Source organism: Streptomyces sp. CA-250714 (assembly GCF_050936705.1).
Classification (GTDB): Bacteria; Actinomycetota; Actinomycetes; order Streptomycetales; family Streptomycetaceae; genus Streptomyces.
Window position 1 is genome coordinate 57,410 of the sequence record NZ_JBNJMI010000002.1, and the last position, 20,155, is coordinate 77,564.

16 protein-coding genes are annotated in these 20,155 nt (G+C 66.5%); 1 reads left to right on the top strand and 15 read right to left on the bottom strand.

The window, feature by feature from the left end; all coding sequences use genetic code 11:
• Window positions 1-352 precede the first annotated feature (352 nt).
• The 6 genes from ACQEU8_RS19185 to ACQEU8_RS19210 all read right to left on the bottom strand — a co-directional run bounded on the left by ACQEU8_RS19185 (window position 353) and on the right by ACQEU8_RS19210 (window position 7,115).
• Window positions 353-1,231, bottom strand: coding sequence for a hypothetical protein (locus ACQEU8_RS19185; RefSeq protein WP_433102654.1), 879 nt, complete (start codon window positions 1,229-1,231; stop codon window positions 353-355).
• 542 nt (window positions 1,232-1,773) lie between these two features.
• Window positions 1,774-2,658, bottom strand: a complete 885-nt coding sequence (locus ACQEU8_RS19190) for a hypothetical protein (protein ID WP_433102656.1) — start codon at window positions 2,656-2,658, stop codon at window positions 1,774-1,776.
• Window positions 2,659-2,969: 311 nt separating this feature from the next.
• Window positions 2,970-3,581 carry a DUF1963 domain-containing protein gene (locus ACQEU8_RS19195; protein ID WP_433102658.1) on the bottom strand — a complete coding sequence of 204 codons (612 nt, stop codon included), beginning with the start codon at window positions 3,579-3,581 and terminating at the stop codon, window positions 2,970-2,972.
• Between the two features lie 424 nt (window positions 3,582-4,005).
• Window positions 4,006-4,791, bottom strand: a complete 786-nt coding sequence (locus ACQEU8_RS19200) for a DeoR/GlpR family DNA-binding transcription regulator (RefSeq protein WP_433102660.1) — start codon at window positions 4,789-4,791, stop codon at window positions 4,006-4,008.
• A 323-nt stretch (window positions 4,792-5,114) separates the two neighbouring features.
• Complete coding sequence (locus ACQEU8_RS19205) at window positions 5,115-5,549, bottom strand: ATP-binding protein (RefSeq protein ID WP_433102662.1); 435 nt, start codon at window positions 5,547-5,549, stop codon at window positions 5,115-5,117.
• 195 nt (window positions 5,550-5,744) lie between these two features.
• Complete coding sequence (locus ACQEU8_RS19210) at window positions 5,745-7,115, bottom strand: cellulose binding domain-containing protein (RefSeq protein ID WP_433102664.1); 1,371 nt, start codon at window positions 7,113-7,115, stop codon at window positions 5,745-5,747.
• Window positions 7,116-7,774: 659 nt separating this feature from the next.
• Between ACQEU8_RS19210 and ACQEU8_RS19215 the strand changes: the two genes are divergently transcribed.
• Entirely contained in the window at window positions 7,775-10,522 is a 2,748-nt protein-coding gene (locus ACQEU8_RS19215) for an AAA family ATPase (protein WP_433102666.1), read from the top strand.
• An 88-nt stretch (window positions 10,523-10,610) separates the two neighbouring features.
• On the opposite strand, the gene ACQEU8_RS19220 is transcribed toward ACQEU8_RS19215, so the two are convergent.
• The 9 genes from ACQEU8_RS19220 to ACQEU8_RS19260 form a co-directional block, all read right to left on the bottom strand.
• Entirely contained in the window at window positions 10,611-11,243 is a 633-nt protein-coding gene (locus ACQEU8_RS19220; RefSeq protein ID WP_433102668.1) for a hypothetical protein, read from the bottom strand.
• 34 nt (window positions 11,244-11,277) lie between these two features.
• Entirely contained in the window at window positions 11,278-11,892 is a 615-nt protein-coding gene (locus tag ACQEU8_RS19225; RefSeq protein ID WP_433102670.1) for a hypothetical protein, read from the bottom strand.
• A 71-nt stretch (window positions 11,893-11,963) separates the two neighbouring features.
• Window positions 11,964-12,515, bottom strand: a complete 552-nt coding sequence (locus tag ACQEU8_RS19230; RefSeq protein ID WP_433102672.1) for a hypothetical protein — start codon at window positions 12,513-12,515, stop codon at window positions 11,964-11,966.
• Window positions 12,516-12,619: 104 nt separating this feature from the next.
• On the bottom strand, window positions 12,620-13,597 hold the full coding sequence (locus ACQEU8_RS19235; protein ID WP_433102674.1) for a hypothetical protein: 978 nt from the start codon (window positions 13,595-13,597) through the stop codon (window positions 12,620-12,622).
• A gap of 135 nt (window positions 13,598-13,732) precedes the next feature.
• A complete protein-coding gene (locus ACQEU8_RS19240; protein WP_433102676.1) occupies window positions 13,733-14,491 on the bottom strand; it encodes a GH12 family glycosyl hydrolase domain-containing protein in 759 nt (252 codons plus the stop codon).
• A gap of 18 nt (window positions 14,492-14,509) precedes the next feature.
• Window positions 14,510-15,385 carry a spherulation-specific family 4 protein gene (locus ACQEU8_RS19245; protein WP_433102678.1) on the bottom strand — a complete coding sequence of 292 codons (876 nt, stop codon included), beginning with the start codon at window positions 15,383-15,385 and terminating at the stop codon, window positions 14,510-14,512.
• Between the two features lie 46 nt (window positions 15,386-15,431).
• The gene (locus ACQEU8_RS19250; RefSeq protein ID WP_433102680.1) at window positions 15,432-16,349 is read right to left on the bottom strand and encodes an RlpA-like double-psi beta-barrel domain-containing protein; all 918 of its coding nucleotides are present in this window, start codon (window positions 16,347-16,349) and stop codon (window positions 15,432-15,434) included.
• Window positions 16,350-16,817: 468 nt separating this feature from the next.
• The gene (locus tag ACQEU8_RS19255; protein WP_433102682.1) at window positions 16,818-18,266 is read right to left on the bottom strand and encodes an aldehyde dehydrogenase family protein; all 1,449 of its coding nucleotides are present in this window, start codon (window positions 18,264-18,266) and stop codon (window positions 16,818-16,820) included.
• A gap of 731 nt (window positions 18,267-18,997) precedes the next feature.
• The gene (locus tag ACQEU8_RS19260) at window positions 18,998-20,155 is read right to left on the bottom strand and encodes an acyl-CoA dehydrogenase family protein (RefSeq protein ID WP_433102684.1); all 1,158 of its coding nucleotides are present in this window, start codon (window positions 20,153-20,155) and stop codon (window positions 18,998-19,000) included.

Here is a 20,155-nt window from a genome sequence, read left to right on the forward strand (position 1 = left end):
CGACGCCGGCAGTCGGCTCGGCGTCGGCCCCGCCGTAGCCGGTGCCCCGGGAGGTCGAAGCCACGGCAGCCGGCTTCAACCACCCCACCGCGTCGTCGGCGCTTCACCCAGCGGCTGCGTGCTGCGGTTCCTCCGTCCGGGGATGGGCGTGGACGCCGCGGCGGATGGGCTTGCCGGTCAGCAGACAGAGGATGGCCGGAGGCGTGCAGTTCACGCCTCCGGCCACAACTCGCCGGATACGGATCCCCCGGTGCCCGGCCCGAAAGGGGGTCCCTCGTGGGGCAGATCAGCCGTTACGTCTACCGATTGAGGACGGCTGCGCCGGGGCCCGGCGTCAGGGTGACAGGGTGTCTCAGTTCCGCAGCTTGGCCAACTGCGCCTCAAGAGTCTTGGTGGGCAGTGTGCTCTTGTCGGTAATCGTCATGGTGGCTCCGCTGGTGGAGGCAAGCGAGATGACGACAGGGCCCTTCCGAACGACGGCCACATGGAAGCGCACCGTGGCTCCACTCTGCACCAGCTCAAGGGTGTAGGCGACACTGTCGTCGCCCCAATTTCCGGGCAGCTTCCTGACAGAGGTGACGGGAGCCGCGTCGGAGTTGCCCTCTGGGACGTCCTGGTTGTCGTTCCCCACTCCCAGCTTCGATCGGTCTTGCACGTCCAGCAGGAAACCTCTGGAGCACTTCAGCGCAGAGACCTTCAGGGCGTCGATGGTCCGCTGCGCTTCGCCTCGCCCGTAGGACGCAAGCGAGAGAATGTCCATTCTCAGGTTGGCGAGCTGCTTCTCTGCCTCCTTCAAGCCTCCCTCCAGATCCCGAACCTTCTTCTCCGGGGCACCTGCCACTCCCCCCGTTCCCGTCGCGGCGCTCGGACGCCCTTGGGGAAGTGCGGCAATCGTACGGGCGAGGGGCTTGCACGCCGGCTTGTCGGTGGTAATCGCTCCACTGGTGTCGCGCCCGTAGCCCGAACCCAGCTTCCGCGTGTCGTCGTCGTCCGCCTTGACCTCGAAGCCTCTTTCCCCGGGCTGGAGAATCAGCTTCTTGAGCTCGGCAGCGGAGGGCGGCGCAGCTTCGGTTGAAGACTGTGCCTTCTTGGGCTCGGCTGAAGTCTGTGCCTTCTTGGCACGGTTGGACTTCGCCGACCCCTTGGAATCCGCATCACCGCACGCGGAGGCGAGCAGGAGTAGTGAACCTGCGCAAGCAGCTATCGCGGTTCGACGGGCAAGAAACTTCACGAGTATTCCCCTGGTGCTGATGGCATGGACAAACGAGCGGGTCCAAGCTCGCCGGACTGAACCAAGCGCGCATCGCGCACAACGCACAGCGTTGCGGAATGCCCTCCTCAGTTCGTGTGGCGAGACAGTAGTGGAGGTTTTCGGGACTTCCCCGCACCGCCGAACACCGGGCGACACGGCCCGGCTGACCGAGCGCACCACGGACACCACCCAAATCCGCTGGGCGAACGGCCAGTTAGCATGCTTCAGACCGGTCGACCGGGTCACCACAATGTTCACCCGGGGTGCGCACTGTCGCCCAACCCCCCTTCACAACCACGCCGGTTCAACTGCCCCGCACAAAGGCGAGGGGCAGATGAGCCGTTACGTTTACCGAGTGAGGACGCCAGAACAGATGGCTTCTGGACGACTGGTGAGACTGAGGGCACCGGAGGCCCGACGCGGAGTCCCGGCGGTCAAGCAGACGCGTCCGGTCAGCAATACGCGTCCCGCTCGATGAGAAAGGCTCCGCCGGGACTCCGGCGTCAGGGTGACAGGGCGCCTCAGTTCCGCAGCTTGGCCAACTGCGCCTCAAGAGTCTTGGTGGGCAGTGTGCTCTTGCCAGTACCCGTCATGTCCATGCTGAGGGAGGCGAGTGAGATGACGACAGGGCCCTTCCGAACGGCGGCTACATGGAAGGGCATCGTGGCTCCATTCTGCGCCACCTTAAGGGTGTAGGCGACACCGTCATCGCCCCACTTGCCGGGCAGCTTCGTGACAGAGGTGACGGGAGCCGGGCCGGACTTGCCCTCTTGGACGTCCTGGTTGTCGTTCTCCTTTCCCAGTTTCGATGGGTCAGGCACGTCCATCTTGAAACCACCGGAGCACTTCAGCGCAGAGACCTTCAGAGCGTCGATGGCCCGCTGCCCTTCGCCTCGTTTATAGGACGTAAGCGAGAGAATATGGATTCTCAGGTTGCCGAGCTGCTTCGCTGACTCCTCCATGCCTTGCTCCAGATCCCGGACCTTCTTTTTCTTCTCTGGGACACCTCCTATTCCGCTCGTTGCCGTCACTGCGCTCGGACGCCCTTGGGGAAGTGCGGCCATCGCACGGGCGAGGGGCTTGCACGCCGGCTTGTCGGTGGTAATCGCTCCACTGGTGTCGCGCCCGTAGGCCGAAGCCATCTTCCGTGCGTCGTCGTCCTTGTCCCCCTTGACCTCGAAGCCTCTTTCCCCGGGCTGGAGAATCAGCTTCTTGAGCTCGGCAGTGGAGGGCGGCGCAGCTTCGGTTGAAGACTGGGTCTTCTTGGGCTCGGCTGAAGTCTGTGCCTTCTTGGCACGGTTGGACTTTGCCGATCCCTTGGAATCCGCATCACCGCACGCGGAGGCGAGCAGGAGTAGTGAACCTGCGCAGGCAGCTATCGCGGTTCGACCGACAAGAAACTTCACGAGTATTCCCCTGGTGCTGATGTCATTGACAAACGAGCGATGTCAAAGCTCGCCGGACTGAACCAAGCGCGCATCGCGCAGCGCAATGCCTCCTCAGTTCGTGGGGCGAGACAGTAGTGGAGATTTGCGGGACTTCCCCGCACCGCCGAACACCGGGCGACACGGCCCGGCTGGCCGAGCGCACCACGGACACGGCCCAAATCCGCAGGGCGAACGGCCAGTTGGCATGCTTCAGACCGGTCGACCGGGTCACCACAATGTTCACCCGGGGTGCGCATTGTCGCCCAACCCCCCTTCACAGCCACGCCGGTTCAACTGCCACGCGCAAAGGCGAGGACGGCTCGGTCGAATCGATACGCGGCAATGTCCGAGCGGCGGATCAGCCAGGACATAAGGGGGCCTTCACGGATATGCGCCATGTCATAGGTGGCCAGTAAGGCCCACGTCCTCAACTGCTGGGCTACTCGGGCATCGTCTTCCTCCGTACACAGATGACCGCTCACCACCTCCATATCCGGAGCGTTCCGCAACATCGGCGGATAGCCACCGATCTGATACCCCGAATTACTGACGGTCAGCTGCCCGACCAGCGCCTCGAAAGCATCAGTTCGGGCGACGTCGGCCAATCTCTGCTGATGCCGGTCGCTCAGCGGAGGAGCCGACAGAACGCAGGTGGCGAACAGCGGGATCGCCGTGCGGGTACCGAGTCCTCCCGGCGCCTGGCGTTCCACGCACGACACTCCTTTGGGCACATGGATCACCCGGTTTTCGCTGCTCGTATCGCTTGAGAAGAACAACAGCCGGCCCGCGCGAGGGAAGGGAATGTCCAGGGCTTCGGTGGGAATCGCGGCGCAGTTGATCGACATCAGAAAGTGCAGCGGCCCGTTCTCCCCTTCAGGCCAGGGCATGCTGTAGGGAAGCATCGGAAGGCCGTCCGACTGACCTGCTTGCGGCCCCCTTCCCTCGCATCCGAGGTGTATCGCAGGGCGAAGCCGACGAAGCCACTGTCCCCTGCCCCCGGGTGGAAGTTCGCTTGCAATGTGGAGCCATGTTTCGAACGATGCGCGATACATGTCGGCGAATCTAGAGGAAAAATCGAGACGCGGGAACGCCATCAACCCTGGCTGTCGAGACATCCTTTACAGAGATCAGCGCACTCTTCTTCCTCATGTCGCCTTCATAGCCCCTGACCAAGGCGGTCACACCCGAGGGTTCCTCAACTCCCGGTGCAAATAAAGGCGGAGTAGCGATCCGAGGCGACACGGGAACGCCACCGCATTGCTCATGAGTGCCGAGCATTCTGCTGCTCCAAGCGGTGCTCGGCACCAACGAGCCCTCCACCTCACCTCACCCGGTTCGCGGCCGGCCCTCCGCTTGAAGCGGAGGGACCACGACCAAGGTGGTCGTTATACCGCTCTCCCGGAACTTCGCCACCACGTCGGCATTGGCGCGAGAGTCGGTCACGACGTTGTGCACAGCCGTGATGCCGGCGACCTTGGCGCGATGCACCCTGCCCAATTTGGAGCTGTCGGCCACTACGATCGCGTGATCCGCCTGCTCCAGCATCACCCGGTCGACATCGGCCCCTCGCGCGCTGTAACGGGTAAGCCCCTTTTTCGGGCTGATGCCGTCGACACCGACGATGGCGAAGTCGAACTGATAGGAGCGCAGCGACCGTTCCGCGGCCCGGCCGACGAGATCGTTCGAGAGTGGTCTGGCCTGCCCACCGGTGACCACCACGTGCACCAACTGCCGGGCCAGCAGGGCATCCGCGGTGTCGAGGCCGTTCGTCACCACCGTGAGATCGCTCCGTCCCGCCAGATGCTGGGCTACGAATCGCACGGTGCTGCCCCCACTCAACGCCAGCGTCAGCGGACGGTGCGGAATGAGGGACGAGGCCAGGGCGCCGATGCGCTGTTTGGCCTCCGCATTCCGGGAGTATCGGAGACTCACCGGCATCTCGGCGCTTCTTCGTATCGCGGAGATTTTCCCGTACGAACGACGCAGGAGCCCCTTTTCCTCCATGGTGGCCAGGTCCCGACGGACCGAGGCGCCCGAGACTTTGAGCAGTCCCGGCAGGGTGTTGACCTCGATCTCTCCGTACCGGGTGAGCAGCGCCATGATGACGCCCATGCGTTCGTTCCGCTTGTTCTCATTCACCATATGCTCCGGCTAATTTCCGGGCGGACAGCCGCGGGGAACGGCTTCCGGAGAACCGGTCAGGTTGGATCGATGGCGAATGCATGTTGCCTGATGTCATGAATTGTCCGAATGGGTGTACCGACTGGCGGTTTCATCCAGTGGGGGGAGGGGACGGCGGGGCCGAGCTGCGGCACCCGGTGCGCTTGGCTGCGTCCACTCTGCTAGGGCGGGGACGCAATGGGACTAGGGGAACGCCCTAGTCCAGGGAGGTAAAAGTCCCGTTTCCGGGTGGGGCGTTGCTCCGCCGCGACGACCTACCGCGAGATTGTGAGCTGCGCCTGAATCTTCTTCCCCTGGCTGTTCGTCACCACTGCCCAACTGTCGACCAGTTCGGCGACGAGGTTGAGGCCGAACCCGCCCGAAGCGCCCCGCTCCTCCGGAGGCACGATGCGCGGGACCACCCTGCTGCTGTCACTCACTTCGAGGTGGAGGAGCCCGTCGCACAGAGCCATGCTCATGCTCTGGGGACCCGCAGTGTGCCGGCAGGCGTTGGTCACGAGTTCGGAGACCGCCAGGAGTGCCGCCTCGGCCTGCTCGCTGGTTTCTCCGTCAGGGCCTCGCAGAAATCCGTACTCACCGAGATATTCCGACAAGGCGCGACGAGCGAATCGGGCGGCCTGGACCCGGTTGGCCAAGTCCTCGGTGCGGGGAGACACGGCCTGGGGGCCGTGCACCGTCAGATGCGGCATGATCACTCGCCATTTACTGTTGATCGCAGCGGTTGGGTAGCTGGTCGGCCCTCGCGAGCCATCCCTTGTCTCCACCCTGGCACTGCTCAGTTGTTCTGCCTTCAGGGAAAATCCCTATGTTTCTCCTACCGCACACCATTGCCAGGTGTGACGGATTTGTCACCGTGCGCCATTCCCCGGCGTCTCCCGGCGTGCTCACGATGACCCGAGCGAGCAGGCACTTCCGTTGACGCGTAGACCGCTGAGCCATGGGCCTTCCGGATAGCCCCGTATCACCATGCCGACCGTGAGTTTGGCGCCGGCTTTGACAACCTGGTTGTACGAGTCGGCCGTGATCGAGACGCGACGCCCCTGGGCCGTCGACTTTCCGTGCCACGTCTGCTCGAGGCGGGTGCCTGGGGCAACCTGAAAGCTCACCTCCCAGCCCTGCCCGAGCGCCGAACCGGCCGAGATTTCCAGGTCAGCCTGCATGCCGTCCTTCCAGGTGTTGACGACTCCGAGCCGCGCGGTGCACCCCGGAGGGTCAGAGCGTTCATCGGCCGGTGCCTCGTCCTTCTCGGATCGGCTCTGGGACGGGTGGAGGGACGAGGATTGTCGTCCCGGAGCGCGCGACGATTCACTCGAGCCCTGGCCTTTGCTCGGCGTGGCCCTGCCTGTATCCGGAACCGACGATGTTTGCGCGGGAGGCTCAGTCGGCATTCCGCCATGGCCACCAGCCCTCTCCCGGCCCGAGTCGTCGCTGGACAGAGCACTGGTGAGGGCGAACGCGCTCACCATCACCAGCAGAACCCCGAAGACGACGCCCAGCCTGGCGCGTGGCACGTGTCTCGGGTGACGCGGTTCCTCCGCCGTGCGCGTGCCGACGCCGGGGTTGCGCGTGCCGGCGCTGGGGTGCGGTTGAGCCCGGCGCCGCCGCAGGTAGGCGGAGCCGCCCCACGGCACGGCTGCTTCTGCGAGCAAGGACGCGAGACTCTCGCCCTCCGCGCTGAGGCACGCATACGCCTCCGTACATCGTTGGCAGTTCTCAAGGTGCCCGGCCAGGCTCGGGGAACTCGCCCGCGCGCGTTGTCCGGCCGCGGCGTCCAGCAACCCGAAGTACGAGCGGCAGGGGTCCTGCATGCTCAGCCGGTACATGAGCCAGCTCCGGTCCCGGAATTCCGCGGAGACCCGTTCCACCTCGCCGTTCACTGAAAAGACTGAGCGGCCAAGGTTTAGGGCGAGCTCAGGGGCTGCGAGTCGCTCGACGAGACCCCACCAGAGCAGTTCCCCGTCGTCCGGCTCCATCTCGCGCAGGACGCGCAACGGCACCTGATCCTCTTCGCACAGTGTCGCTTCATCCCCCAGTGAAGCCAGCAGCTCGGGGTTGAGCAGCGCCCGCGATCCCGGGGACGCCGACCACTCCCGAGCGGTGTACAGCACGTGCCACAGAGTGCGCAGAACGCCGGGCATGCCCCGTTCCCAGGTCGCCGGGTAGGGGCTGTTACTGTTCCGCGAGGCGTCGACGGCCTGTTCGGCCAGGAGCTCGGCAGACGGTCGGTCGACGGTACAGAGCTCCGCGTAAAGCACGGCGGGTGCCCCCTCCCCGAGGCCATGACCGGGTTCACGTTCCAGGGGTTCGCCTCCGGGGGCAGATTGTGAAGTGGGGGTAAGGCGCCGCGGAGCAAGCCGGTAAGACAAGGGGCATCGTTCCCATGCAAGGTGTGGCCAAGGCATCTGTTGCTGGGCCCCTGGCAGGATCGGTGTTCGGCGCGCGCGTCATCAGCGGCCGTGCAGGGGTTCTCATCGATATCCGACCCTGGCACGCACAACAGCAATCCTCAAGATCCACTATTTCGGATCCTTTCCCGCGTTTACGTTAGGGGCCAGGTCAGGGACGTCCTATGGACCGAGCCACCGCGAGAGATGATCAATTCAATGAGCATTTCCCAGCCAGGACCACTCCCCCGCGTCCTCGGTCCTTACGGGAATTGCCGCTGTCCGCTTCGTCGGGATCGCTGCTGTCCGTCACATCCATGCATCCGTGGCTGCATTCCACCGTGAAGCGGAACTACGCCTCCATGTCCGCCTCTCCGCACCGACCGTATGCTGACCGCCGGCCCCGGAAGCCCTCTTCGCTCACCGGTATCGGCCCACCGGGTATCGGCCGTGTCCGCGGATGACCGTCCGGAATCGGTAAGATGAAACTTGCTGCTGAGCCCGTCGAGCATCAGTATCGGGGGGTGTGTATGAACAAGTCTCACGGTCATCGGTTCATCGGGCGCGCCGATGAATTGAGAATTTTGCGGAAGGGCGCCCGGGCCGCTGCTCGGGAAACTCCCCGGGTCGTCATAGCCTCGGGACCGGCGGGGGTGGGCAAGACGACTCTTGTCGGCCATTTTGCGGACGCCGTCGCCAAGGAGTTCACCGTTCTCAGAGCGTGGGACATCCCGCCGAAGATGGAATTGCCCTTCTACACGGTCACCGGTCTCCTCGACGACGGCATCGCTCTGAACCCGACGGGGCTCGCACGTGAAGTCACAGGCCCGGCATCCTCCGTGCTCAGCGTGGGCGGAGCAGTCATCGACCTGCTCGACGCGTTGCAGGAGGCCGCCCCGGTGCTCCTCTGGCTGGACGACGCCCACAAGTTCGATCTCGAGTCCTTGCAGGCGCTCGGATTCGCCCTGCTCCGCCAGGGCGCCGAGCGGATCCTGACAGTCATCTCCACCCAGCACCCCGCTCGGACGGTACGGGACATGGGCCTGGCGAACCTGGTCCCCGAACCGGACCACATCGTGCTCCGCGGATTCACGCTCCCCGAGACCCGGGACTTCATCGAGGACCGGACCGCCCGGCCGCACTCCGAGACCAAACTGCGCAGTCTGGCCAGGTGGAGCGACGGCAATCCGCTGTTCCTGGAAGCGGCGCTGGGAGCCTTCGCGGGGAGCCTGCCCGACGATCCGAGCACGATCCGGGTGCCTTCCTCTCTCAGTGAAGCCGTCGGCGCGTGGTCCCGTTCGTTCCCCCCGGCCGGCCTGGCCATCCTCAATATGCTCGCCGTCCTCGACGCCCCGGCCACCATCCCGCTCCTCGGCCGGCTGCTGGACTCCGACTCGGTCGGCGCCGACGCCGAAGCCCTGGTGGACCAGCACGCCGCGGTCTGGGCACCGGACGGTGTGCCGGCCGCCCTCCGGCTCGTGCATGTCGGCCAGCGAGACGCGCTGTACACGGCCATCCCCCAGCCGGAACGGAAGCGGATGCATCTCCGGGTCGCCGAGGTGCTGGAGCCACCGGTCAGCTGGCGCCATCAGGTGGCAGCGGCGGAGACCTACGACCCTCTCCTGGCGGAAGAGTTGCGCGGCGCGGCATGGCGCGAGGCACAGGCCGGACATGCGGCACTCGCCGCCGAGTACCTCCTTGTGTCGTCCGAGATCGAGCCGGACGGCGAGAGGCGGCAGGATGCGCTGGTTTCAGCCATCCGGTTGCAGGTCACCGGTGGCCAGCACCGGACCTCGCTGCGCCATGAGGACACGATCCTCAACTCCTCCGCGGGGCCTCAGCGGGACGAAGCGCTGGGCCTGCTCAGCCTCGCGAAGGGCAAGGACGGCGCTGCGTGCGCGTATCTCCGCCGCGCGCTTGACGCCTTCGCCGCACGTGGAGAGCTGGACCAAGCTGCCTGCGCCGCAGCCGGACTGGGCCTCGGGGAAGGCTCCCTGGGGCAGGGGCAGCAGTCGGTGAGCACCTCCGAGTTCGCCCTGCGGCATGCTTCCGACGAAACAGTGCGAGGCATGGCCCAGGCCAATCTCGCGTACGGACACGCGCTGCTCGGCGGCCCTGCCCTGGGTCTGCGGCACGTCGACCATCTGCCGGCCGATCCCGACCTTGTGCCGACGGCCGGCACTGATGCCCTCATCTACCGCGGAATGTTCCGCGGTCTCGCGGGCAACCTGACCGGCGGTGTGGCTGATCTGACCACGGCGGCCCGCCGCCGGGACATGGGGGTGTGGCGGATCAGCAGCATCGCGGCGCTGAGCCATGCCATCCTCTTCCAGTTCTTTCTCGGAGAGTGGCACGCGGCCAGGTGCAACCTCTCGATCGGGCTGGACATCACGCACACCGCCGGTCACCCGGCCGACTTCTTCGTCCTCAAATGCCTCAACGCCGTCCTGGACGCCTTCGGCGGCCGTCCCGACGAGGCCCAGGCCTCTCTCAGGGAAGCAGTGGCGATGGAAGCCACGGCGGACTTTCCGGGCCCGGATTTCCATCTGGCCTCGTTCGAGGCGGTGGTGGCGTTCGCGGCGGGTGACTACGAGCAGGTGGTTGCGCTGATCGGCACCGCCGTGGACAAGCCCGTCAACGTCAGCCGGTCACGGCTGTACGCGATCCGGCACATGCCGTTTCTCGGGGTGGCCTGTGCGCGTACCGGCGACACCGACCGCGCCCGGTCGATCCTGCACGGAATGGAGGCGGCAGAATCCCACGGTGCGCTGCTGCCGGTGGTGGTCCAGTGGCTGAAGGGCGCCATCGCAGCTGCCGACGGCGACCCGGCGGCCGCTGCGCGTGCCTACGAGAACGGACTCGCCGTGCCCCCGGCCGGCGGTGATCCGGCGCTGCACAGGGCCTTCGTTCAGGAGGATCTGGGCACCGTGATGATGGAGAACGGCAACCTCGACCAGGCTCGCCGGCACCTGAGCAGCGCGGAGGAGGCGTTCACCCGTCTCGGAGCGGAGCCCTCTCGGCGGAGGTGCCGCACGCTGCTGGCCGGCGCCGATGCTTCGGCACAGTTCACAGCCGGCGCAAGTCTGTGGGACACGCTGTCGGACCGCGAACGAGACGTCGCCGGGCTGGTGGCCCGAGGCTGGACGAACCCGGAGATCGCCGCGCGGCTGTACCTCAGCGTCAAGACGGTCGAATACCACCTGGGAAACATCTACGCGAAGAACGGCATTCACGGCAGGCGGCAACTCCGCGACCTGATGCAGTCCCAGCCGATGTGAGACCTCGGCCCGGGCAGAGAAGGGGCGCTCGTGAGCGACGCATTCTCTGCCCGGGCCGAGGAGGGGCGTGGTGGAGGGAGTGATGTGCCTATTCGCAGACCTTGCTTCGTTCGTCCGCCGTCATCGCCCTGGTGCGCTGCGTCTTGGAGCTGGGGTTGTCGGGGACGGGTCCTGTCGCGGTGAACGGGACGTACCAGTAGCGGCGGCCGTGGAACTTGTCCTCGAAGATGAGCTCGTACATACCCTTGACCTTCTGCAGCCTGGGCGAACGGACCACCCAGCCGACCTCGTCGGGCGGGACATTCAGAAACGTCGTCTGTGTCTCGCTGTGCTCACTGGCCCATGTCTTCTTGAAGGATTGCTCGAAGGCCACCTTGAAGACCGGGCCGAAGGGGAATTTGCGCTCGAATTCCTCCTTGAGGGACACGCCCATGGAGTTCGACTCGCCGGTCTTGTCCTCCCAGGACATGCTGGAGGTCTGTGGGTCTTCCGTGCAGTTGTGGACAAGGTCCCCGACCCGTCGCCGCTTCCCCGTGAACTCCTCGGGCGGGCCGCTCGGGTGGAACGTGCAGGACTTGGTGCCGTTGTCGCACTTCGCCAGCAAGGTGGCGTCACTGGGCCGTGGTTCGTCCTCGGCCTGGGCCGACGGGACACCGGTCAGACACCCCAGAGCGGTCACCAACGCCAGGCCCGCGGGACAGCGGACACGATCACGCATCATCGTTCGGATCTCCTCTGGTGAGGGGGTCGGCGCCTCATGAGCACAGGGTCGCCTTTTCCTTTTTCGTCATCGGCCGGGTGTGCTGCGATTTGACGCTCGTCCCCACCGGGGCTTTCGCCGTGAACGGGACGTACCAGTAGCGGCGTCCGTGGAATTCGTCCTTGAAGATGAGTTCGTACGTGCCCTTGACCTTCTGCATGCGCGGCGCGCGTTCCACCCAGCCGACCTTGCCCGGGCGGACATCGACGAAGGTGGTGGCGCTCTCGGTGTGTGCCTTCTTCCACGTCCGCTCGTACGACGTGGTGACGCTCACCATGAAGACGCCCGACCAGCCCGTGCCCACCGTCATGGAGAGCCCCAGGGAGTTGGACTGTTCGGTGGTGTCGGACCATGTGATGCCCGAACGCTGCGGCAACGAGGTGCAGTTGTAGGCGAAGTCGCCCACCTGGCGATCGTCGCCCCGGTAGTCGGTCGCCGGTCCGCTCGGGTGGAAGGTGCAGGACTTGGTGCCGTTGTCGCACTTCTTCAGCAAGGTGGCGTCAGTGGGCCGTGGTTCGTCCTCGGCCTGGGCCGACGGGACACCGGCCAGACACCCCAGAGCGGTCACCAACGCCAGGCCGGCGGACCAGCGGACACGATCACGCATCATCGTTCGGATCTCCTGTCGCGGGAAGTCGTGCGAAGGGGGCTCTGCCGGGCGGCTGGAGGGCGGCCCACTTGTCATCTGAACTCGACTGACTGAGCACGGTCGTTCCACTGCTCACTCACCTTCGGGGTGAGGCCCTTGAAGCGTTCGGAGCTCTCACCGGCGAGGTAGGGCTCGGCATGGAGGACGATGTCGCATTCGGCCCAGCCCTGGAACGAGGAGAGGTTGTTCTGGAACTTCTCGGGGAGGTTGAAGTAGAAGTCGGCCTTCCCGTTGCGGTGGCACGGTCGACTTCCCCACAGGGTGAGCGTGTCACCGCCGTAGCGCTTTCCGGTGAAGAGGGTCCCTATCACCACGTCGCTCGACTTCTCCACCCGCGTCTGGGCGCTGTCCGCCCCGTCCTTGATCTCCTGGGCGGCGTACTGCTTCGCCCGCTCGTACGTGGCGAAGCATTTCTGCTCGTCGTTCGAGACATTTTTCGTGCAGTGCTGGGAGGGTGTCTCACCGGCGCCTGCCGCGTTGGTGGTCACCAGGGCGGCACATGTGAGGCCGACAAGTCCGGTGACGGCAGCCATGATCTTCTTGGTTCGTGAGGACTTCCTGAGACGGTGCGATACAGCGGTCATGGGGTTGGTTTCTCCTGAGCCGTGGGGAGCTGGTGCGCCGGTCGCACCGGCGCGACCAGCCGAGGGGTGCCGCTGGCGTAGTGGCCGGGTTCAGAGGTGGTTCGTCAGCCGCTCGTGACGTCGGCGTGAGACACGCGGGTCTCCAGATCGGCGCCTTTGGTGCTGTTCACGATCTGCACCGAGTCGATGGCTGATTCCTTGGGGGGACCCGTCCGGTCAGAGTTCTGGTGCAGATATTTGCGGTACTTCTTCGCAAGGCCGGTGAAATCGACGCTCACCCGGGTCGTCTTGCCCGCCTGGATCTGCTGGCCCGGCACGGTGATCCGGCAGCCGGGTACTCGCTTACCGTTCTCCACGCTTCCTGCGCACTTGTTCGTCCACAGGACTCCGTCCGCGTTCGGAGTCATGAAGTGCCCGGGGTCGTAGTGGACGACCGAAATGACGTCCTTACCGCCGCCTGGCACGTGGTAGATGAGATCCGTGGTCAGAATGGCGCGCTTCTCGTTGCACGTGAATCCTCCTGACTTCCGGGCGAAGGCGTCGTAGGAGACCTTCAACGGGCCATCGGCGAAGTTGTACGTCTCGCCCGACTCCTTACGCCTGATCGAACTACCTATGTATTCGTAGGAGAACGCCATCTCTTTGAGGTCGCACGACCCCTCGGTCCGTGAGTTGTTCTGCATGACGAGCTGCAAAGGGCTGCCGGAAGCGCCCTTGACCTGATGGTCGTAGCCGGGATATTTGCCCAGGCGCTCCTTCGGCCAGCCGTAGTTGATGAACCGCCATGCAGGACACTCGCGTCTCCCGGCGTCCGAGACATAGTTGAACCATTTGCAGCCTTCGTTGTTCTCGCGCCACGGGCTGTCGATGGCGTTGCAGCCCCTGTGGTCGTTCCCGTAGTTCTCACCGGTCGTCTCGACCGAGACGCTGTAGCAGCGGAGTGAGGGGCCGGGGTCGTACAGGATCGACTTGGCCGGCTTGGCGGCGGCAGGGTCGTGGAGGGAGTACGCCAGAGCAGCGAACAGGACCGCCGCAGGTACTCCGATACGCAACGGGTAGGGAAGTCTGACGGAATTGCGCACAGATCTCTCCTGGGGACACGGTTGAAGAACGCACATTCCTGACGGGGTACGGGGAGGGCGGGGTGCCTGGGAACGGGGGACGACGGCTGGTCGGCCGGCCGGCGGTTCGGCCGGCCGACCAGCCGAAGAGGGGGCCTATCCGGCGTTCACCTCCGACATGAACGAATCGAGCTTCAGTCCAGCGCCGCCCTTCCACGGCTCGAATCCGGCCTGGATGCTCGTCAGATACCAGGAAGACTCGCCGAACCCGCGGCTGTTGGCGTCGCTGATGAATTCCTTGGCGTCGAAGGAGACTTTCTCCATGGCCGAGGGAGCCACATAGGAGATGACCTTGCTCGTGCCGTTGTTGCCCTCCCAGATTTCCCATGTGCTGCCCGCCACGGTCGCGGTGCCGGTCTTGCTGCCGATGGGCTGGATCGGGCCTGACTTGTTCGCCCAGACCATGATCTCGACGGCGTTCACGCCGCCCTTCTTCGGCTCGGGGTCGAGCCAGATGTCGTAAGCGGCATTGTGGGTGGCGTCAGCGGCGGTGCCGAAAGTCGCGGTGGTCGGTGCACTGCTGATGGAGCTGATGCGCGCAGGCAGCTTGGTGCCGGGCGAGCAGGTGTCGTAGTGACAGCCGTTGAATATGGACGGGTACGACTTGGGCGCGCCGTTGGTGGGCACCTGACCCTCGGCCTTCGTCACCTCGAAACCCGAGTCGGTGGTGTTGATGCACTGCGCGCCGACCTGGTTCCAGACGTTGTTCTGCACGATGTATTTGCCGACCTCGACCTTCCCGAACTGCTCGCACATCTCGGTCGCCTCGGCCGAGGAGGCGGCGGTGAACAGGGCACCCGCCCCCGCCAGGACCGGGGCCAGGACGAGGACCGTGGCTCGGAGCTTTTTCTTCATCGTGTCTCCTTCTTCGTATTACGAGAACCGGCCGGTCTGGCCGAGTTCGGATTCCCAGTACGCAGCCGGTGGCAGCGTGTCCCAGGGGTTCTGGTCGGTCGTGGTGTCGTTGGTGACGTAGACATGGTCGGCGTTGCGCTCAGCCGAGAGGGCCACGACCTCTTTCATCCGGGCGGTGTCGGGCACGTCGTAGACGAGGTGCCAGATCCGCTCCGAGGACGCTTTCGCCTCCCACGCCTCCGGCCGGTGCTGCCTGTAGGAGTTCTCGCTGCCCTCGAACGTGACGAGGGTGTCGGCGGCGCGGGTGTAGCACTCCTCGGCGCCGGTGCCGGGGTTGTCGACGACGACGGCCTCGGTCCCGTGGTTGTCCTCGACGTACTTCTTCAGCTCCGCGTAGTAGTCGACGTAACTGTTGTCCGGGCCGCACTTGGACAGCCCTTCGTCGAAGAAGATGCCGTCGAGACCCGCGCTGCCGTACATCTCGTACCAACGGTCGATGTCGGCCTTGATCTGCCTCATCCATGCGGCGGGGTCGGTGGCGCCGCCGCGCGTCTTGAGGCCCGTCGTGCCGAAGTAGCCCGTGGGCACATAGCCGATGATGTCGACGCCCGCGCTGTCGGCCTTCCGTAGTGAGGCGAGGTACTCCTCGTCCGGACCGGTGCCCGGTCCGCTCGCGGGATTGGCCACCGCCATCCCTACCGCCTTGCCGCCCTTGACGAGCCGGTCCCAGGAGGGGCCCGGAGCGAAGTACGCGGGCACGGAGACCTTCTGGCCCGGCGCGGCATCGGACGCGGGCTGGTCCGGTGTGGCGAGGGCCGGCAGGGCCACAGCGGTGAAGGCTCCGGCCGCAGCGACAGCGGCGACGAGGGTGAGAAGTCGTGCAGGACGGGGCATAAAGGCTCCTCAGCGGAGTGCGGGGGGGATGCGGGGGCTCGGCAGATCAGCCGGCCGGCGCGGTGTTTGACGCGGCGTCCTTGGCGGCGTCGGACCGCTCACTGGTGCGGTAGTCCAGCGGGGTGTAGTCGGTGGGGCAGCGCTCCGCGCAGGAGGCGGGCACCTGGAAGGTGTACTCGCGGCCGCCGTGCACCAGCTTGTCGTCGGCGTCGACGATGCGCACGGTGTAGGTTCCCGAGGGGTTCGGCGGGAGGTTGTACCACTGGCCGTTGTCCCCGTTCCGCTCAGCCCGCTGCCAACGGCCGTTCTTCAGGACCTGGACGCCGTGCACGCCGTTGGGCAGATCGGTGAGGAGCAGGGGCACGTACCACTTGGACGCGCCGCGTCCGAGGGCGAGCTTTACATCCCCGCGGTCGCGGGGCGCGGGAATGAACTTCCACTCGATCTTGCGGTTGTTCCAACGGCCGGCACCCTCGATATCACCGATCGGCCGGCCGTGCAGCCGGAATTTCGGCAAGGAATGCCTGGTGATGTCGAGGTGCTCGTAGTTCGAACGGCACCACTCGTTCGCATCGCCGCAGCTGTCGGTGACCACCGCGTCCAGTGTCGCGCCGTTGTACCGGTCCGATGTCCAAGTGCCGCCACGGCAGATTCCGGTACCGGCTGCGCCGGAGTTCTTTCCCTTGCAGTAGTCGCCAAGTGAGATGCGCACCCACCGGCCACAGTTACGGCCATTGTCCCAGAGTCCCTTGAGTTCGGACTGCGCGTCGGGCACCGGCCGAGGGGTCACCGCTTCCTTGAACTCACCCGGAGTGTGCCAGACATTGAGTGCCACAACGTGACGGCTTTCCGCGCGCGAGGGCGGAACGCCGCAGCCGCCGCTGACATCGCCCGTCTTGTCGAAATGGGTGGCGACACCGTCCGTGTGGGTCTCGGCGCCCGTGGCCCGGGACGGCAGCAGCAAGCCGATGGTGATGAGGAGTCCCAGCGCCGCCGCCGCGTATAGGTGAGGCTTGCCGGGTTTCCGTCTGATGTGCACGTGACTGACCTCCGTGAAAGGCAAAGGCGTCAGACAGGTCGGAAATTCAAGTGGGAATGTGCTCGCTGACCACCGGAACCTAGAACGGCAACTCCTGGGGCCACAAGCTCAGTTGTGCGGATGCGATTCTCGACAGCGGCACCTCGCCGGCCGGGCGCCCGTAGCATTCCGTCCCTCGCAACATGCTGCCGATTCCGCTTCCGGGGAGGTCAGGGCGGGTGGCAGCGGGTGAACGGCGGTCACCACGCATCGGCGATCGACGGTGCGTCGTCACGTTCCGGACCGCTGCTCGGGTGCGGGAAACGCTCATCGAAATGATCGGTGAAGTGGCGGCACGTCCGCACGCCACCGCCGCGGGCGTACTGCTCGGAAAGCGGCCCGGGCGAACGACAGTCAGGGGTTCCAGCCGAGGTATACGGATTTGGTCCAGGTGAAGAAGTCGACTGCGGTCGCGCCCTGTTCGCGGAAAGTGTTGCTGGAGGAGTCCCGCACACCGCCGAAGGGGACGTTGAGGTCGAGTCCCGTGGTGGGGCGGTTGACCTTGATGACGCCGACCTGGGCGCGGGCGGCGAACTGCTGAGCGGCGGCCAGATCACGGGTGCAGATCGCGGCGGCGAGCCCGTAGCGGGAGTCGTTGACCACGTCGATCGCCTCGTCCAGGTCCTCGGCAGGCAGGACCGCCACCACCGGGCCGAAGATCTCGTCGCGAGCAGCGGAGGTCTCGCGGCCGACGCCGCTGAGGACGGTGGGAGCCAACAGCAAGCCCTCGGGCTTCGCGCCTCCTGTCGCTACCGTCGCGCCCGCCTGCTCGGCACGTCGGATCGCGTCGAGGTCGGTGGCCAGTTGGGCCTCACTGACGACAGGGCCAATGGTCGTCCCGGCTTCCATACCGTTACCGGGGCGATAGCGGGCCGCCTCGTTCACCAGTGCCTCCACGAAGGCGTCGTGCACCCGAGGTGTGCAGATCACCCGGGAGGAGGCGGTGCAGGCCTGCCCTGTCAGGGCGAAGCCGCCGGCAGCGGCGATGCGGGCGGCGTGGACAACGTCCGCGTCGTCGAGTACGACCAAGGCGTTCTTGCCGCCCATCTCGACCTGGACGCGTGCGCGCCTCTCGTACAGATTCCGTTCCACACGCATGCCGACGGCGGTGGAGCCGGTGAAGGACACCGCGGCGACTCGCGGGTCGGCGGTCAGCGTCTCGCCGATGACCGCGCCCCGGCCGTGGACGACGTTGAGCACACCCGCCGGGAGCCCGGCCGCAGCGAGGGCTTCGCTGAGGTGGTACGCCGAGACCGGGGTGATCTCGGCCGGCTTGAGAACGACCGCGTTGCCGCTGATCAGCGCGGGCGCTGTCTTCCAGGCGGGGATCGCGATGGGGAAGTTCCAGGGCGTGATCACCCCGGCGACACCGAGCGGCTCGCGGCGGGTGTGGATCAACGTGTCGGGCTGCGAACCGGGCAGGGTCTCGCCGCCCAGCCACCAGCCGGCGGAGCCGAAGTAGCGCAGTACGTCGATGGCGCGCCGTACCTCGCCCCGTGCTTCGGCGAGGGTCTTGCCCTCCTCGCGTACGAGATCGCGGGCGACCGTCTCGTGGCGACTGCGCAGGATCTCCGCCGCGTCCATGAGGACCGCGCCGCGCGCCGGGGCCGGGAGCGCCGCCCAGCCCGGCTGCGCCTTGGTAGCGGCGCTCACGGCCGCGTCCACCTCGTCCCTGCCGGAGGAGGGCGCAACGGCGACGACGTCGGCGGGATCGGCGGGGTTGCGGCGCTCGAATCCTTCCCCGGGCAGGCGCTTTCCGGCGATCAGATTGCCCACCTGAAGGGTGTTCGTGGTCGTACTCATGGGATGGGGTTCCTCTGCTTCTACGAGTTCCGCAGCTTCTGCGGAGACGTGGTGTGGACTTCTGCGGAGACGGGGTGTGGAAAGGGGCGGTGGTCAGCCAGGTGTCGATGCTCTGGGGCACGGCCCTGACGGTCGGCAACGGGGAACCGGACGAACGCACCGAGCAGTAGGAGGCGGCATCGGCCGGCCACGCGGCGTCGAAGCCGAGCAGGCCGCGGGTGGCGACGTACTCGTCGAGCCGGCCGGGGCCTGCACAGCAGCGGGTCGTCTGCGTGGAGGAGACCGGGCAGCGGATGCTCGGCTGGCCCGGGCACCACGCCGAGCAGAACGTAGGAGGTGGGGCAACCGTCCAGGACGGTGCGCACGGCGGCAGCCAGGCGGCCCGGGTTCACCGGTGTAGGGGGCGCTGACCAAGCCCGCGTCCCGGGTGACCGTGCAGGCGTGCGCGAACGGTCCCGGAGCGTGCCGCGCCGGCCGGCCTCGTTGGCCCGGGACTCCAGCTGCCACAGCGGCAACCGTCACCGGCCAAGCGCTGGCAGCCGGCGTCTGCGGCACATCTGCCGGGACGTCGACGGTCCAGTGGTTGACCGCTTGCCCGTCTCTCCTCCGCCGCCAAGCCTCCGGACTCCGCGGACAGGCCCCCGGACTCCGCGGACAAGCCCTCGGACCTCAATTGCTCGGCGGAAGTGAGCAGTCGGTCGCGCCGGTCCGCCAGGAACGGGCCCGTACGCTCAGGGGAGGTGGCGGGAGATGACCAGCCGCATGATGTCCGAGGTGCCTTCCTCGATCTCCTCGAGCTTGGCGTCGCGCATCCACTGCTCCATCGGGTACTCACGCGAGTAGCCCCATCCGCCCAGGGTCTGCACACCGGCCCAGGTGCAGAACATGGCGGTCTCGGAAGCTGTCAGCTTGGCCATGGCGGCGAGCCCGGTCACGTCCGCGCCGGCGTCGATGGCCCGGGCGGCGCGCAGGACCAGCAGCCGGGCGGCCTCGATCCGGTTCGCCATATCGGCCAGGCGGAAGGCGACGGCCTGGTGCTCGATGACCGGCTTGCCGAACTGCACACGAACGCATGCGTAGTCACGGGCGTACTCGAACGCTGCTCGCGCCGCCCCCACCGCGGCGGCGCCGAGCACGACGCGTGAGATGTCGAAGGTCCGCATCAGCCCGACGAATCCCGCGCCCTCGGCGCCCAGCCGGTCCTCCTCGGCGACGAACACGTCGGAGAAGAACACCTCACGGCAGACGATGGCGCGCTGGCCCATCTTCCGCATGGGCTTTCCGACGCTCAGCCCCTCGGCGTCCGCGGACACCAGGAATGCGGTGACCCCCTTGGCCCGCTCCCCCGGTTCGGTCTTGGCGAAGACGACGTAGAAGCGGGCGGCACCCGCGTTGGAGATCCACGCCTTCTGCCCGTTCAGCACGTACCCGCCCTTGGTCCTGCGGGCGCTGGTGGTGATGGCTGCGGCGTCCGAACCGGCGCCCGGCTCGGTTGTCGCCAGCGCGGTCATCGGCGCGTCCGGGCCCACCAGCGGGCACAGCCAGCGCCGCTGCTGTTCCTCGGTGCCGAGGGCGAGGACCGGATCCGCGAAGAAGCCGTTCGAGCAGACCAGGTTTCCGATGCCGGGGTCGCCGAAGCACAGCTCCTCCTGCACCAGGCATTGGGTGAAGACGTCGGTGAAGGCGCCGCCGCCCAGCTCGCCCGGCAGCATGAAGTCGGTGATGCCGACCTCCGCGGCCTTGCGCCAGACGTCGAGGGGCGTCTCGACATCCGCTTCGTCCACGGCGCGGCCGCGCGGCCGGATCTCGTTGCGCGCGAAGTCGCGGCACAGCTGCACGACGGCACGCTGCTCGTCGGTGAGCGGCCAGGGTTCGGTGAGGGCGTTCAT

Bases quoted from the DNA above. Each gene is read 5' to 3' on its own strand.
- ACQEU8_RS19200 (WP_433102660.1), bottom strand. From the start codon at position 4,791: ATGGGCGTCATCATGGCGCTGCTCACCCGGTACGGAGAGATCGAGGTC.
- ACQEU8_RS19225 (WP_433102670.1), bottom strand. From the start codon at position 11,892: ATGATGCGTGATCGTGTCCGCTGGTCCGCCGGCCTGGCGTTGGTGACC.
- ACQEU8_RS19245 (WP_433102678.1), bottom strand. From the start codon at position 15,385: ATGCCCCGTCCTGCACGACTTCTCACCCTCGTCGCCGCTGTCGCTGCG.
- ACQEU8_RS19205 (WP_433102662.1), bottom strand. From the start codon at position 5,549: ATGCCGCATCTGACGGTGCACGGCCCCCAGGCCGTGTCTCCCCGCACC.
- ACQEU8_RS19255 (WP_433102682.1), bottom strand. From the start codon at position 18,266: ATGAGTACGACCACGAACACCCTTCAGGTGGGCAATCTGATCGCCGGA.
- ACQEU8_RS19260 (WP_433102684.1), bottom strand. From the start codon at position 20,155: ATGAACGCCCTCACCGAACCCTGGCCGCTCACCGACGAGCAGCGTGCC.
- ACQEU8_RS19230 (WP_433102672.1), bottom strand. From the start codon at position 12,515: ATGACCGCTGTATCGCACCGTCTCAGGAAGTCCTCACGAACCAAGAAG.
- ACQEU8_RS19220 (WP_433102668.1), bottom strand. From the start codon at position 11,243: ATGATGCGTGATCGTGTCCGCTGTCCCGCGGGCCTGGCGTTGGTGACC.
- ACQEU8_RS19240 (WP_433102676.1), bottom strand. From the start codon at position 14,491: ATGAAGAAAAAGCTCCGAGCCACGGTCCTCGTCCTGGCCCCGGTCCTG.
- ACQEU8_RS19195 (WP_433102658.1), bottom strand. From the start codon at position 3,581: ATGCTTCCCTACAGCATGCCCTGGCCTGAAGGGGAGAACGGGCCGCTG.
- ACQEU8_RS19215 (WP_433102666.1), top strand. From the start codon at position 7,775: ATGAACAAGTCTCACGGTCATCGGTTCATCGGGCGCGCCGATGAATTG.